At 75.3% G+C, this 14843-nt stretch carries 10 protein-coding genes and 1 tRNA gene; 6 read left to right on the forward strand and 5 right to left on the reverse strand.

Translation table 11 applies throughout. From position 1 onward, the window contains the following. Positions 1 to 151 precede the first annotated feature (151 nt). Positions 152 to 1735, reverse strand: a complete 1584-nt coding sequence (locus ACIRS1_RS17605) for a Na+/H+ antiporter (protein WP_387901364.1) — start codon at positions 1733 to 1735, stop codon at positions 152 to 154. Between the two features lie 217 nt (positions 1736 to 1952). On the opposite strand from ACIRS1_RS17605, the gene ACIRS1_RS17610 reads away from it, so the two are divergent. From ACIRS1_RS17610 to ACIRS1_RS17625, 4 genes are all read left to right on the forward strand, one after another. Continuing rightward, positions 1953 to 2861 (forward strand): NADP-dependent oxidoreductase, encoded by a 909-nt coding sequence (locus tag ACIRS1_RS17610; RefSeq protein WP_402840551.1) that lies wholly within the window; start codon positions 1953 to 1955, stop codon positions 2859 to 2861. A 107-nt stretch (positions 2862 to 2968) separates the two neighbouring features. Further along, a tRNA-Lys gene (locus ACIRS1_RS17615) sits at positions 2969 to 3042 on the forward strand. Between the two features lie 205 nt (positions 3043 to 3247). Then, on the forward strand, positions 3248 to 4234 hold the full coding sequence (locus tag ACIRS1_RS17620) for a GlxA family transcriptional regulator (RefSeq protein WP_360209317.1): 987 nt from the start codon (positions 3248 to 3250) through the stop codon (positions 4232 to 4234). Next, entirely contained in the window at positions 4234 to 4866 is a 633-nt protein-coding gene (locus ACIRS1_RS17625; RefSeq protein ID WP_360209320.1) for a DJ-1/PfpI family protein, read from the forward strand. The genes ACIRS1_RS17620 and ACIRS1_RS17625 overlap by 1 nt, the downstream gene beginning before the upstream one ends. 36 nt (positions 4867 to 4902) lie before the next feature. Here ACIRS1_RS17625 and ACIRS1_RS17630 read toward each other — a convergent pair whose 3' ends face one another. Both ACIRS1_RS17630 and ACIRS1_RS17635 read right to left on the reverse strand, forming a co-directional pair. Continuing rightward, on the reverse strand, positions 4903 to 6099 hold the full coding sequence (locus tag ACIRS1_RS17630) for an MFS transporter (protein ID WP_402840556.1): 1197 nt from the start codon (positions 6097 to 6099) through the stop codon (positions 4903 to 4905). Between the two features lie 174 nt (positions 6100 to 6273). Beyond that, positions 6274 to 7953 carry a chitinase gene (locus tag ACIRS1_RS17635; RefSeq protein ID WP_402840558.1) on the reverse strand — a complete coding sequence of 560 codons (1680 nt, stop codon included), beginning with the start codon at positions 7951 to 7953 and terminating at the stop codon, positions 6274 to 6276. Between the two features lie 232 nt (positions 7954 to 8185). Between ACIRS1_RS17635 and ACIRS1_RS17640 the strand changes: the two genes are divergently transcribed. Next, positions 8186 to 11440 carry a S41 family peptidase gene (locus ACIRS1_RS17640; RefSeq protein WP_402840560.1) on the forward strand — a complete coding sequence of 1085 codons (3255 nt, stop codon included), beginning with the start codon at positions 8186 to 8188 and terminating at the stop codon, positions 11438 to 11440. A gap of 47 nt (positions 11441 to 11487) precedes the next feature. Here the strand turns inward: ACIRS1_RS17640 and ACIRS1_RS17645 are convergent, their stop codons facing one another. After that, positions 11488 to 11715 (reverse strand): hypothetical protein, encoded by a 228-nt coding sequence (locus ACIRS1_RS17645; RefSeq protein ID WP_360209329.1) that lies wholly within the window; start codon positions 11713 to 11715, stop codon positions 11488 to 11490. Between the two features lie 174 nt (positions 11716 to 11889). On the opposite strand from ACIRS1_RS17645, the gene ACIRS1_RS17650 reads away from it, so the two are divergent. Continuing rightward, the gene (locus ACIRS1_RS17650; RefSeq protein ID WP_402840562.1) at positions 11890 to 12693 is read left to right on the forward strand and encodes a phosphoribosyl-dephospho-CoA transferase MdcG domain-containing protein; all 804 of its coding nucleotides are present in this window, start codon (positions 11890 to 11892) and stop codon (positions 12691 to 12693) included. A gap of 9 nt (positions 12694 to 12702) precedes the next feature. Here the strand turns inward: ACIRS1_RS17650 and ACIRS1_RS17655 are convergent, their stop codons facing one another. Beyond that, positions 12703 to 14808: a phosphocholine-specific phospholipase C gene (locus ACIRS1_RS17655; protein ID WP_402840565.1), complete on the reverse strand. Its 2106-nt coding sequence runs from the start codon at positions 14806 to 14808 to the stop codon at positions 12703 to 12705. Positions 14809 to 14843: the final 35 nt, after the last annotated feature.

Raw genomic sequence — 14843 nt, forward strand, 5'->3', positions numbered from 1 at the left:
GTACTGGTGGTGCGCCGACTCCGTTGACGGCCTGCCCGGGCTCAGCCTATGCAACGTCCGGCGGGGCCGCGCACATTCCGTTCGGTCACGTCCCGAGGCGGGTCGGCCGCCCGGTGACGGGGAGGTGTCAGCGGGGTGGACCGACGGTGCGTCACTTCCTCTCGGAGCGCAGGTCGAGCCCGCGCAGCACCTGGTCGACCAGCTCCGGATCGGTGCCCGCCTCGCTGCGGGCGACCAGCATCTCGCGCCGGGACGCGGCGATCATCTCCTGCTCGACCTCCCGGGCAGCCCGCCACTGGGAGAGCCGCAGCTTCGCCTCGGCGGCCTCCTCCTCCGCGTAGTTCTCCGGGCAGAGCCGGGCCAGCCGGTCGTGCTGACGGTCCCGCAGGCGGTCGGCGACCTCGGCGGGCAGCCGGTCCTGCTCCTCCAGCTCGCCGAGCCGCAGCAGCCCGGCCTTGGCGGCCCGCCACCAGAGCCGGCGGACGGCCTGCTCGTGGCGGTCCTGGTCGATGTCCAGCTGCAGCCGCTTGGCCAGCCAGGGCAGGGTCAGGCCCTGGACCAGCAGGGTGAAGAGCACCACGCTGAAGGCGATGAAGACCAGTCGGCCGCGCTCGGGGAAGTCCGCGCCGGAGTGCACGGTCAGCGGGATGGCGAGGGCCAGGGCGACGGTGGCCACGCCGCGCATGCCGGACCACCAGAGCACCACGCTCTCCCGCCAGCTGAACGGCGTGTCCTCCTCCTCGCCCGAGCGCAGCCGTCGGGAGACCCAGCCGGCCGGCAGCAGCCAGAGCAGCCGGACCAGGACGACGACGGCGATCACCACCCCGGCGTCGCCGAGCATGCCGGTCCAGCCGGTGCCGGCCTCCTTGAGCACGGTGGCGAGCTCCAGCCCGATCAGACCGAAGGCGACGCCGGTGATCAGGATCTCGACGACCTCCCAGAAGGCGTTGCCGACCAGCCGGTAGGAGACGGCGTCGGCGTCGGCGGCCCGCTCGGCGAGGTAGAGCGCGCAGATCACCACGGCGAGGACGCCGGAGCCGTGGATCTCCTCGGCGATGGTGTAGGCGGCGAAGGGCACCAGCAGGTTGAGCGCGACCTGCTGGGTCGGGTCGTCCAGCAGTTCGGCGAGCTTGCTGTTCACCCAGCCGAGGACGATCCCGACCACCACGGCGAGCACCGCGGAGAGCACGAAGCGCAGGATCGCGTGGCCGGCCGAGAAGTCGTCGCTCACCACGGCGTCGATGGCCAGCGAGTAGATGACGATCGCGGTGACGTCGTTGAACAGGCCCTCGCTCTCCAGGATCGCCACCAGGCGGCGGGGCAGTCCGACGCTGCCGGCCACCGCGACGGCGGCGACCGGGTCGGGCGGGGAGACCAGCGCGCCGACCGCGATCGCGGCGGCCAGCGGCAGCGCGGGCAGGAGCCAGTGCACGGTGCCGGCCACGGCGACGGTGGTGACCACGACCAGGGCGACGGCGAGCAGCAGGATCGAGCGGACGTTGGCCTTGAAGTAGCGGACCGAGGAGCGCCGGGCGACCGCGAAGATCAGCGGCGGCAGGACCAGCGGCAGGATCAGTTCGGGCTCGATGGTGATGTCCGGGATCTGCGGGACGAGCGCCATGACGATGCCGAGCAGGGTCATCAGCACCGGCTGCGGCACCCCGGTCCGGCGGGCCAGCGGCATGGTCACCACGGAGGCGAGCAGCACCAGGAAGAGCAGGGGCAGCTGACCCACGGGGAGGTTCCTCTCGACGGCGGACGGCTGAGCGCCGCCAGGATAAATCTGACAATGCGCCTATCCCTGGGGACACGCCGGGAGGTGCTTGACCTCAAGCGCGCTTCAGGTTCGAGGATCGGGGCACGGCCCGCGGCGGACGCTCCCCCGCGGACGCGGACACGCCGGCGCGGACCCGCCGCGGCACGCGCGCACGACCGAGAGGACAGGAGCACCCATGAAGGCAGTCACCGTTCCCGGGTTCGGCGGACCGGAGGTCCTGCGGGCGGCCGAGACCCCCGACCCGCTGCCCGGGCCGGGCGAGGTGCGGGTCCGGGTCCGCGCGGCCGGGGTCCAGCCGGTCGACCTCGCCGTCCGCGAGGGCTTCTCCCCGCCCGGGGCGCGGATCGAGCCGCCGTTCGTCCTCGGCAACGAGTTCGCCGGGGTGGTCGACCGGCTCGGCCCCGGCAGCCACGGCTGGCAGGTCGGCGACGAGGTCCTGGGCTTCCGGCTCCTGAACTGCCACGCCGAGTTCGTCACCGTGGACACCGGCCAGCTGGTCGCCAAGCCCGCCGCGATGCCCTGGGAGCAGGCCGGCTCGCTCTCCGCCTCCGGCCAGACCGCGCACATGGCCCTCCGCCTGCTGGGCGTCGGCCCCGGCGACACCGTCCTGGTGCACGGTGCGTCCGGCGGGGTCGGCACCGTCGCCGTCCAGCTCGCCCGGGCCTGGGGCGCCACCGTGATCGGCACGGCCGGCGAGCGCAACCACGCGTACCTGCGCGGGCTGGGCGCCCTTCCCGTCGCCTACGGCGAGGGGCTGGTCGAGCGGGTCCGGGCGGTGGCGCCGCAGGGCGTGGACGCCGCCTTCGACGCCGCCGGGCGGGGCGCGCTGGAGGCCTCGGTCGAGCTGGTCGCGGACCGGGCGCGGATCGGCACCGTGGTCGACTACCCGGGCGCCGAACGGCTCGGGGTGCGCGGGCTGCGGGCGGAGCGGACCGCCGCCCGGCTGGCCGAGCTGGTCGGGCTCTGGGAGGCCGGCGGCCTGCGGCTGGAGGTGGCCGAGGCCTTCCCGCTGGAGCGCGCCGCGGACGCGCACCGGATGGTCGGCACCGGGCACGTCCGGGGCAAGGTCGTCCTGGTCCCCTGACGGCCGCCGGCCGACCCCGGCCCGGGCGCCGGCCGCTCCGGCTGCAGCCCGTCCGGGCCGATTGTGTGTTTCGGCTGCTGACCAGGTAATGTTCTCCACGTCAGCAGGCGCCGCTAGCTCAGTTGGTTAGAGCAGCTGACTCTTAATCAGCGGGTCCGGGGTTCGAGTCCCTGGCGGCGCACAGACAGCCGGAAGGCCCTTCGCGAGAGCGAGGGGCCTTCCGGCGTTTCCGGCTCCGCTCCCCCGTCCAGGGGCTTCCGCCGCTCCCCCGTCCAGGGGCCCTTCCGTCTCCGGCACACCTGCCGCCGCGGCCGGGCGCCCGCGGTGGCAGGAAAGGTGGGAAACAGGTCATTGCCGCCATCGGAGCCCGCTGACAGGCTGGCCGCATGAGAGCACGCAGCGTGCTCGTCGTCCTCTACGACGGCGTGCAGAGCCTGGACGTGACCGGCCCCCTGGAGGTGTTCGCGGGGGCGGGCGCCGCCGCCGGGCGGCCCGGCGCCTACCGGCTGACCACCGCCTCGCCCGGCGGCGCCCCGGTGCGCAGCCGTAGCGGCCTGCGGCTGCTGCCGGACGCGGACCTGGCCGGGGCCGGCCCGGCGGACACCCTGCTGGTCCCCGGCGGGGCGGAGGCCGACGACCCGGGCCGGGCGGCACTGGTGGCGCGGATCCGGGAGCTGGCCGAGGGGGCCGAGCGGGTGGCGTCGGTGTGCACCGGGGCGTTCCTGCTCGCCGAGGCCGGACTGCTGGCCGGCCGCCGGGCCACCACCCACTGGGCGTACTGCGACACGCTGGCCCGGCGCTTCCCGGACGTCCGGGTCGACCCCGAGCCGATCCACGTCCGGGACGGGCCGGTGGCCACCTCCGCCGGGGTGACCGCCGGGATCGACCTGGCCCTCGCCCTGGTCGAGGAGGACCTCGGGCGCGACGCCGCGCTGCTGATCGCCCGTCACCTGGTGGTCTTCCTGCGCCGGCCGGGCAACCAGGCGCAGTTCAGCACCCAGCTGGCCGCCCAGGTCGCGGCCCGCGACCCGCTGCGCGAGGTCCAGCGCTGGATCGCCGAACACCCGGAGGACGACCTCTCGGTCGAGGCACTGGCCCGCCGCTCGGCGCTGTCCCCGCGGCACTTCGCCCGCGCCTTCGCCGCCGAGGTCGGGGTCACCCCCGGCCGGTACGTGGACCGCGTGCGGCTGGAGGCGGCCCGGCGCCGGCTGGAGGACACCGCGGACGGGATCGAGGAGGTCGCCCGCTCCTGCGGCTACGGCACCCCGGAGGCGATGCGGCGCGCCTTCGTCCGGGCCCTGGCCGTCGCCCCCACCGAGTACCGGCGCCGCTTCCACCCCGGCCCCACCACCCACCGAACCGGAGGAACCTGATGCGCATCGCCGTCCTGCTGTACGACCAGTTCACCGCCCTGGACGCCGTCGGCCCCTACGAGGTGCTGTCCCGGATCCCGGGCGCCGAGGTGGTGTTCACCGCCGCCCGGCGCGGGCCGGTGCGCACCGACATGGCGAGCCTGGCGCTCACCGCCGACGCCGCCCTGGACGAGGTGGACGCGGCCGACGTGCTGCTCGTCCCCGGCGGGCCCGGGACGCAGGAGCGGCTCGCGGACGCGGCCCTGCTGGAGTGGGTCCGCGCGGTGGACGCCACCACGCGCTGGACGACCTCGGTCTGCTCGGGCTCCCTGCTGCTCGGCGCCGCCGGACTGCTGACCGGGCGCCGGGCCACCTCGCACTGGTGCTGCCTGGACCAGCTGCCCCGGTACGGCGCCGAGCCGGCGGCCGCCGAGCGGGTCGTGATCGACGGCAAGTACGCCACCGCGGCCGGGGTCTCGGCCGGGATCGACCTGGCGCTGTCGCTGACCGGCCGGCTCGCCGGGGACTCCGTCGCGGAGGCGATCCAGCTGGTCATCGAGTACGACCCGCAGCCGCCCTACTCGACGGGCTCCACCGCGACCGCGCCGGCCGGGATGGTCGAGGACCTGCTGGCGAAGGGGCTGCTGCTCTAGGGTCCTCCGTCGGCCCCGGGGCTTCCCGGCCGGGCGTCAGGTGCGCCGGGCCGGGAAGCCGTGGGCCCGGGCGCCGAGCACCACCGCGAGGACCGGTACCAGCAGGAGCAGGACGGTCCACGGCAGCGCCCCGGTGCCGAACCGGCGCAGCACCAGGCCGCCGGCCACACCGCCGCCCGCCATCGCGACGTTCCACAGGGTGACCAGCGCGGCCTGGGCGGCGTCCGCCTGCGCGCCGCCCGCGTCGCCGGCGGCGGTCTGCAGCAGGGTCGGCGCGCCGCCCCAGCCCAGGCCCCAGAGCAGCGCCGCGAGGTGGACCAGCGGCGAGCCGTCGGGCCACAGGCCCAGCAGGGCCGCCGCCGCCGCGATCAGCAGGACGCCGCCGGCGGTCAGCCACCGCAGCCGGCGGTGGATGTGCACGCCGGTGAACCAGATCGCCACCAGCGAGGCCAGCCCGAAGACCAGCAGCACCGAGTCGGTCGCGGTCCCGAGGCCGGCCCGGTCGAGGAACGGTGCGACGAAGGTGAACAGGACGGTGTGGGCGAGGACGAGGAGCACCGTCACGGCGAGCACCGGCCGGACTCCGGGCAGGGCGAGCGCACGCCGTACCGGGGTCCGGTCGCCGTCCGCCCGGCCGGGCTGGTCCGGCAGGGCCGCCGCGATCCAGCCGATCACGCCGACCGCCAGTGCCGTCATGGCCAGGAACGGCACCCACCAGGCCAGCACCCGGCCGAGGAAGGTGCCGACCGGTACTCCCAGCGAGAGCGCCACCGGCACGCCCGCCATGGCGACGGCCATGGCCCGGCCCTGCTGCCCGGCCGGCACCAGGCGGCGGGCGTAGCCGGCCAGCAACGCCCAGGCGAGGCCGGCCGCGACCCCGGCGAGGAAGCGGGCGGCGATGGTGAGCGGGTAGTTCGTGGAGGCCGCGGTCACCGTGTTGGCCACGGCGAAGCCGGCCATCGCACCGAGCAGCAGCCGCTTGCGGCTCCAGCCGGCGGTGGCCGCGGTCAGCGGGATCGCGGTGGCGGCGGTGCCGAGTGCGTAGACGGTGACGGTCTGCCCGGCCGCCGACTCGCCGACGCCGAGGGCCCCGCCCATTCCGGGCAGGACGCCGGCGGGCAGGGTCTCGGTCAGCGCGGTGACGAAGACGGCGGTGGCCAGTGCGAGCAGGGACGGGAGCGGGAACGGGGACCGCCCGCGCGCCGCGGGGGTCGGGAGCTGTGTGGTCGCCATGGGGACCATGCTCGAACCTCACACCGGTGTCAGGTTCAAGTGCGTTCCGGCGCGGTTCACGTGCGGTCACGGCCGTTCAGGCGCGTTCGCGTGCCGTTCGGGCGCCGTTCGCGTGCGTTCGCGCGCTCCGGTGCGGCGCCCGGCCCCCGCACGGCGCGGGGGCCGGGCGGCCGGTCAGCGGTGGAAGTACCCGTCGAAGTTCCTGGAGAACTCCCGGCCGCCGAACTGGTCCCAGTTGACGGACCAGGTCATCAGCCCGCGCAGGTTCGGCTGGGCGCCCGAACGCGGCACGTAGGAGCCGCAGTTGGCGAGCCGGGTGAGGCAGTCCAGGGCCTTGTCCACCTCGGCCGGGGCGACGTAGCCGTTGCCGGCGTTGGTGGTGGCGGGCATGCCGATGGCCACCTTGGAGGCGGGCAGCGGCGGGAACACGTTGGCGGTGTTGCCCGCCACCGGGAAGCCGGTGAGCAGCAGGTCGGTCATCGCGACGTGGAAGTCCGCGCCGCCCATCGAGTGGTACTGGTTGTCCAGGCCCATGACGGAGCCGGAGTTGTAGTCCTGGACGTGCAGCAGGGTCAGGTCGTCGCGCAGCGCGTGGATGACCGGGAGGTAGGCGCCGGCCCGCGGGTCCTGACCGCCCCAGGGGCCGGATCCGTAGTACTGGTAGCCGAGTTGGACGAAGAACGTCTCCGGCGCCATGGTCAGCACGAAGCCCTGGCCGTACTTGGCCTTCAGGGTCCTCAGCGCCGAGATCAGGTTGACGATGACCGGGGTGGTCGGGTTCCTGAAGTCGGTGTCGCCGGTGTTGAGGGAGAGCGAGTGGCCCTCGAAGTCGATGTCGAGGCCGTCCAGGCCCCACTTGTCGATGATCGCCGAGACCGAGCTGACGAAGGTGTCCCGGGCCGCGGCGGTGGTCAGCTGGACCTGGCCGTTCTGGCCGCCGATCGAGATCAGCACCTTCTTGCCCTGGGCGCGCTTGGCGGCGATGGCGGCCTTGAAGTCGGCGTCGGACTCCACACCCGGGCAGTCGGCGGCGGAGCAGCGGTTGAAGCGGATGTCGCCGGAGGTGACGGAGGTGGGCTCGCCGAAGGAGAGGTCGATGAAGTCCCAGGAGTTCGGGACGTCGGCCATCCGGGTGTAGCCGGCGCCGTTGGCGAAGCTGGCGTGCAGGTAGCCGACCAGGGTGTGGCCGCCGGCGGGCGGGGTGGTCGGGGTGCCGGTGGCGGTCGGGCTGCTCGTCGCGGTGGGCGAGGCCGTGGCGGTGGGGCTGGCGGTCGCGGTCGGCGAGGCGGTGGCCGTCGGCGAGGCGGTCGCGGTCGGCGTGGGCGTGGGCGTGGGGGCGCCCGGGCCGTCCAGCGAGACGTCGTCCGCGTAGTAGGTGCCCTGGCCGTACCAGCCGTGGGTGTAGACGGTGGCGCTGGTCTGGTTGGCGCCGGTGGTGAAGCTGAGGCTGAGCTTCTGGTAGCCGCCGCCGGTGCCGGGGGTCCAGGTGCTGGGGCCGCCGCCGTCGACGCCCAGGTAGACGTACGAGCCGTTGACGTACGCGCTGAGCGTGTAGGTGGTGCCGGGGGCGACGGCGACGGTCTGGGCGCACTGCGCGGTGTCGCCCGCGGTGGCGGCGCCGGCCAGCGCACGGGTGCCGCCGTGCACGGGGGCGGTGACGACGCTGCCGGTGCCGCCGCTGCAGCTCCAGGGGCCGAGCGAGCCGGACTCGAAGCCGCCGTTGACCAGGAACTCGCCGGCCGAGGCGGCGGGCGCCAGGCCCAGGGTGAGGCCGACCAGGGTGGCGGCGGCGACGGCGGAGGCGGTGCCGGCGGCGATCAGGGCGCGGGGACGCGGAGGTGAGCTTCTGGGCATGGGGGCTCCTGCGGTGACACGGTCGTGGGGGACGTCCGAGGGCACGCCGGAGCACGCGCCAGTGGGGGGAACGGCCCGGCCTGGCACCCTAGTTGGACTAGACCACTGAAGTGGATCCGACGCTTCGGTGTCAATGGTCCAGACCGGCTGCGGGGCGCCGGGGGCCGACGGGGGTGTCGGCGGGGGAACCGCCCCGGTTGCCGGGTGTGACACCCCGTCGAAGGATGGAGGGGTGACCCCGCCCGGCTACCTCCGCTACCCGCACCTGCACGGCGACCTGCTCGCCTTCACCGCCGAGGACGACGTGTGGATCGCCCCGCTGGACGGCGCCGGCGGCACCGGCCGGGCCTGGCGGATCGGCTGCGACCGCACCCGGGTCAGCCACCCCCGCCTCTCCCCCGACGGCCGCTCCCTCGCCTGGACCAGCTGGCTCAGCCTCACCCCCGAGGTGTGGACCGCCCCCGTCGAGGGCGGCGGCGCCCGCCGGCTCAGCTACTGGGGCAGCCAGGACACCCGGGTGCGCGGCTGGCTGCCCGACGGCGAGGTCCTGGCCGTCACCTCGTACCACGAACCGTTCGGCCACTACACCTGGGCGCACGCCCTGCCGCCTGACGGCTCCCCCGGCCGCCGGATGCCCTGGGGCCCGGTCGGCGACGCCCAGATGAGCCGCCGGCGCACCGTCCTGCTCACCGGCGCCGCCCCGCACGAACCCGCCGCCTGGAAGCGCTACCGCGGCGGGGCCACCGGCCGGCTCTGGGTCGACGGCGAGCAGGTCCTGGCCGGCCACCCCGGCCACCTCGCCTCACCGATGCCCGTCGGCGACCGGATCGCCTTCCTCTCCGACCACGAGGGCATCGGCAACCTCTACTCCTGCCGCCCCGACGGCACCGACCTGCGCCGGCACACCGACCACGCCTCCTACTACGCCCGCGAGGCCGCCACCGACGGCACCAGGATCGTCTACCAGCACGCCAGCGACCTCTGGCTGCTGGACGGCCTGGACGCCCCCGCCCCCCGCCGGCTGGCCGTCCCGCTCGGCGGCGCCCGCGCCGGCCGCCGCCCGTACCAGGTCAGCGCCGCCTCCCAGGTCAAGGACCTGGCCTGCGACCAGAGCGGCCGGGCCGGGGTGATCACCGTCCGCGGCAGCCAGTACTGGCTCACCCACAAGGACGGCCCGGCCCGCGCCCTCGCCGACACCCCGGGCGTGCGGACCCGGCTGCCGGTCATGCTCGGGCACACCGGCGAGGTCGCCTGGATCACCGACGCCGAGGGCGCCGACGCCGTCGAGGTGGTGCCGCTGCCCGGCCACGAGGGCGCTCCCGGGCACGGCGACCCGGCGACCCCGGACCCGGGGCACGACGGCGCCGGCCGGCACCGGCACCGGGTGCTCGCGGCCGGCCGGCTGGGGCGGGTCCTGGAGCTCACCGCCTCCCCCGACGGCGCGCACCTGGCGGCCACCTCCTCGGACGGGAGGCTGCTGCTGGTCTCCGCCGCGGACGGGGCCGTCCGCGAGATCGCCGCGTCCGGCTACGGGCCGGTCTCCAGCGCCCGGTTCTCCCCCGACTCGCTCTGGCTCGCCTGGTCCCAACCGGTGGCCGGGCGCTCGCTGCGCCGGATCCGGCTCACCCGGACCGACGCCCCCGCGCCGATCACCGAGGTCACCGACGGCCGGTTCGAGGACGAGCAGCCGGTGTTCACCCGGGACGGCCGCTACCTGGCCTTCCTGTCCTGGCGCGGCTTCGACCCGGTGCACGACGTGCACACCGGCGACCTCTCCTTCCCGGTGGGCTGCCGCCCCTACCTCGTGCCGCTCACCGCCGACACGCCGTCCCCGTTCGCCGCCCCCGCCGGGGACGGCGCCCCGCGCGGGGACGGCGGCGGCGACGGCACCGTCCGGGTCGAACCGCAGGGCATCGGCGAACGGCTGGTGCAGTTCCCGGTGATCGCCTCCAAGTACTCGGCCACCGACGCGGTGCGCGGCGGCCTGGTCTGGCTGCGCTGGCCGATCTCCGGCACCCTCGGCCAGACCTTCGCCAGCCCCGACGACACCTCGGGGCGCCCCTCCCTGGAGTACTTCGACCTGGCCCGCGGCACCCGGAGCACCCTGGTCGACAAGCTGGACGGCTACGCGGTCTCCGGCGACGGCGGCTCGGTCGCGGTGTACTCGGCGGGATCCCTGCGGATCGTCCCGGTCGGGGCCCCCTCCGCCGGCACCACCGTCGACCTGCGCCGGATCACCCACACCGTGCACCCGGCCGCCGAGTGGCACCAGGCCTACCACGAGGCGGCCCGGATCGTCCGGGACCAGTTCTGGGACGAGCGGATGTCCGGCCTGGACTGGCCGGCGCTGGTCGCCCAGTACGAGCCGCTGCTGGAGCGGATCTGCTCCCCGGACGACTTCGCCGACCTGCTGCGCGAACTCCTCGGCGAGCTCGGCACCTCGCACGCCTACGTCACGCCGTCCCGGCGGGGCGAGGGGCCCTCGCTCGCCCAGCAGCCGCTCGGCCTGCTCGGCGCCAACGCGCACCGCTCCCCCGACGGGCGCTGGCTGGTCAGCCGGGTGCTGCCCGGCGAGTCCTCCGACCCGCGCGCCCGGGCCCCGCTGGCCGCCCAGGGCGTGCGGGACGGCGACGAGCTGCTGACCGTCGGCGGCCGCCCGGTCGACCCGGTCCGCGGACCGCTGCCGCTGCTGGCCGGCACCGGCGGGACCACCGTGGAGCTGGCGCTGCGCAGCGCCCCGGACGGGCCGGTGCGGCGGATCACCGTCACCCCGCTGACCGACGAGCGGGCCATCCGCTACCAGGACTGGGTGGCCAGACGCCGTTCCCTGGTCCGGGAGTTCAGCGACGGCCGGTGCGGCTACCTGCACATCCCGGACCTCGGAGGCTCCGGCTGGGCCCAGTTCAACCGCGACCTGCGCCGCGAGCTGGACAAGCCCGCCCTGGTGCTGGACGTGCGCGGCAACGCCGGCGGCAACGTCTCCGAACTGGTGCTGGAGAAGCTCACCCGGCACGTCCTCGCCTGGGACTTCAGCCGGGACCGCCAACCGGTCCGCTGGCCCCGGGACGCGCTGCGCGGCCCGATGGTGGCCCTTGCCGACGAGGCGACCAGCTCGGACGGCGACGTGGTCATCGCCGCGATCAAGCTGCTCGGCCTCGGCCCGGTGATCGGCAACCGGACCTGGGGCGGGGTGGTCGGGATGACCGGGCGGCACACCCTCGGCGACGGCACCCAGATCTCGGTGCCGAAGAACGCCTCCTGGTTCGGCGGCGGCCTCGGCTGGTCGATCGAGAACCGCGGCGTCGAACCGGACGTGCACGTGCTGCGCACCCCGCAGGACTGGGCCCGCGGGCGCCACCCCGAACTGGTCGCCGCCGTCCAGCTCGCCCTGGATCTGCTGGAGGACCTGCCCGCGGCGGCGCCCCCGCCGGAGTCCACGCCCCGGCCGGACCTGCGGCGCCCGCCGCTGCCGCCGCGCACGCGCTGATCCCCCCGGGCGCGGGACCCGGGGGGGGCGCGGGGGTCACGGCCCGGTCAGTCCCAGGGGTCGCCCTCGGCCGTCATGTTCTCGGCGGCGCGCCGGTCGGCCTCCTCCTGCGCGGACTGCGCGGAGAGCCGCTCCGACTCGCGGGTCCCCCGCGCCCGCTCGACCTCGTCGCTGTACGCGTCGGCGGCCTCGTCGTGGGCCAGGGCGGCGCGCTCGGTGGCGTCCTGCCCGGCGGTGTCGTGCGTCTTGTGGCGGAACCTGTCGAAGATGCCCATGACTCCTCCTCCGGACGGATACCGGGCTGCCCCCACTCTCACACCGGTGCCGGACCGCCGCACCTTGAGTCCTTGGTCCCGGTCGGACGCGTCCAAGGGCCGTAGCGGGGCGGCCCGCGGCGGGCGCAGGGTGGAGCCGTCGGCCGATCTGACGTCCACCGTCTGGAGCCCGCTGTGACCGTCGCCCACCCCGAACGCCCCACCCGGCGCCCCGCCGAGGACCTGCACGACGGACCGCGCCGCCGGGTCGGCCCGCTGGCCGCACTGGACGGACGGCTGCCCGGACCGCACGACCTGCTGCTGATGCAGTGCCCGGGCTCGCTGCGGCCGCTCGCCGGCGGCGCACTGCCGCCCTGGGCCCGGGCGGTGCTGCGCGCGCACCCGTGGGTCACCGTCGGGCGGGCGCCCGTGCTGCTCGCGGCGCCGACCGCGCCGGGCCCGCAGCGCTGCGCCCGGGACGACGCCCCGGCGCCCGACCAGTGGATCCCGGTGACGGTGTGCGGCGCGCGGCCCGGTCAGCGCCTGGACGCGCTGGCGCCCTGGGCGGCCGTCGCCCGGACCCTGCGGCCGGAGCAGCTGGTGGCCCGGCGGGCCCGGCTGGCCCCCGGACGGCTCGCCGACGTCCCGGCGCTGGCGCTGCTGCCGGAGGTCGACCGGCTGGTCGCCGACCACCGGCTGGCCTGGGGCCCGATCGGCGCGGTCGGCTACGAGCTGGGCAGCGGGGTGCCGGTCGCCGGGCCGCTGAGCCCGCTGCGGCTGGTGCTGCGGGCCCCGCACCCGGTCAGCCGGCGGGACGCGCTCCAGCTGCGGCGCGCGCTGAGCAAGCTGCCGGTGCCGGTGCAGGCCGAACTGGAGACCCGCTACGGCGCGGTGCTGCTGGCGGAGTACGCGGCGGGGCCGCAGGCGCTCACCCTGCTGACGCCCTACGGGCCCCGGGAGGTCCACGATCCGTGGTTCCCCCGGGGCCCGCTGTACTGAGGGGTGCGGTCAGCCGCTGACGCTGGGCGCGCCGGTCTCCAGGTGCCCGGTGAACCGCTGCGACCAGGTGGCGTCCGCGTCCACCGTGACGGTGAAGTCGTACCAGCCGTTGCCGTAGGCCACCGCGTTGAAGTAGTCGCTCACGCTGCCGCCGGCCGGCACCTGGTACGTCCAGGGGCCGTCGGTGCGGTAGTTGTTCGACGCGATGGTGAAGGTGAGCGGGGTGCTGCCGGAGTTGGCGAGCCGGAAGTAGAGCGCCAGCTTGCCGGTGCCCGGCTCGACCGCGTACGAGGCGGTGACGGCCGCGTTCTTGCCCGCCTTCGTGGCGTCGCCCTTGAAGCGGCGCAGGAAGCGGTTGGGGCCGACCACCGTGAGGTCGTACGGGCCGCCGCCGAAGCCGGTGCCGCAGTTGAAGAAGTCGCTGGTGCTGCCGCCCGGGTCGACGGTGTACTGCCAGGGGCCGCCGCTGCGGTAGGCGTTGGCGTAGGCCGCGAAGTGCGCGGACTTGGTGGCGGCCGCGCCCTGGTTGGCCATCGCGATCCAGACCTTCATCACCCCGCCGGAGCCGAACTCCAGGTGGTCCAGGTTGGCGTTCGGCTGGTACGGCAGGGCGCGGGCCTGCCGGGTGCCGGACTCCTGGAGCGGCAGCTGGTTGTTCACCGGCGCCGGGTTGGGCAGCGGGCCGCAGGCGGACAGGCCGATGGTCTGCGAGGTGTCCGGCAGCGCGGGCAGGCCGTAGACCGGGTTGGCGAAGTCGAAGGCGCTGGTGAGGTCGCCGCAGACGCGGCGGCGCCAGTCGCTGATGTTCGGACAGGTGGCCGGGGTGCCGAGGGCGGTGGTCCAGGCCTCCAGGAAGCGCAGCACCGAGGTGTGGTCGAAGGTCTCGGAGTTGACCCAGCCGCCGCGGGTCCACGGCGAGACCGCGATCAGCGGGACGCGGAAGCCGAGGCCGATGTTGGTGCCGCTGTAGAACTCGCCGGGCGTGCCGGCCGGGGCGACCGGCGGCGGGACGTGGTCGAAGAAGCCGTCGTTCTCGTCGTAGTTGACGAACAGGACGGTGGAGTTGAAGACGTCCGGGTTCGCGTTCAGCGCGTCGACCACGTTGTGGACGAAGTGCGCGCCGTCGGCCGGGGTGGCGTAGGGGTGCTCGGAGGAGGCCTGGTCCGGGACGATCCAGGAGACCTGCGGCAGGGTGCCGTTGAGCACGTCGGCCCTGATCGCGGCGACGATGTCGTCCGGGGTGCGGCCGGTGGCCTTGGGCACCGAGCCCATGCCCTTGACGGCCAGCGGGCTGCCGGCCGGGGCGTTCGCGAACTGGGTGAAGTAGGCCAGGGCGTTGTCGCCGTAGTTGTCGGCGGCGTTCTGGTAGACCTTCCAGCTCACGCCGGCGTTCTCCAGCGCCTCGGCGTAGGTCTGCCAGCGCAGGCCCTTCTCGTCGCCGCCGTCGTAGGCCGGACCGCCGGCGGCGCCGGCCGGGTCGATCTGGCCCGACCAGTGGTAGGTGCGGTTGGGGCCGGTCGCGCTCAGCACCGAGCAGTGGTACGCGTCGCAGATGGTCCAGTTCTCGGCCAGCGCGTAGTGGAACGGGATGTCCTGGCGGGTGAGGAACCCGAGGGTGCGGACGTTGCCCTTGGCGGCGACCCAGGAGTCGAGCTTGCCGCCGTTCCAGGCCTTGTGCTGGTCGCTCCAGCCGTGCGCGAGGTCGCCGTTGCACTGGGCGAGGCGCTCGGGGTCGGCCCCGCCGGCCGGCTTGGTCTGGCTGAACTGCCACGGGTACTGGCGGCCGAGCCCGTTGGGCTGGTTGAAGACGCTGTAGCCGCCGGAGATCTGGATGGCGCTGCGGTCGGCGAAGCCGCGCACGCCGCGCAGGGTGCCGAAGTAGTGGTCGAAGCTGCGGTTCTCCTGCATCAGGATCACCACGTGCTGCGCGTCGGCGATGGTGCCGCTCTGCCGGAGGCCGGCGGTGGCGGTGGTGGCGGTGGTGGCGGTGGCGGTGGTGGCGGTGGTTCCCGCGGTGCTCGGGGCGGCCCCCGCCGCCCCGCTGCCGGCCACGGCGAGGCCCGCCGCCGCGGCTCCGGACAGCGTGACGAACTTCCTACGACTCAGCTCGGCCATCAGTCCGGCCCGTCCCTTCGCTGGCGATGTTGTGT

This window comes from Kitasatospora sp. NPDC101176, from assembly GCF_044768035.1.
In the GTDB taxonomy this organism is placed as follows: Bacteria; Actinomycetota; Actinomycetes; order Streptomycetales; family Streptomycetaceae; genus Kitasatospora.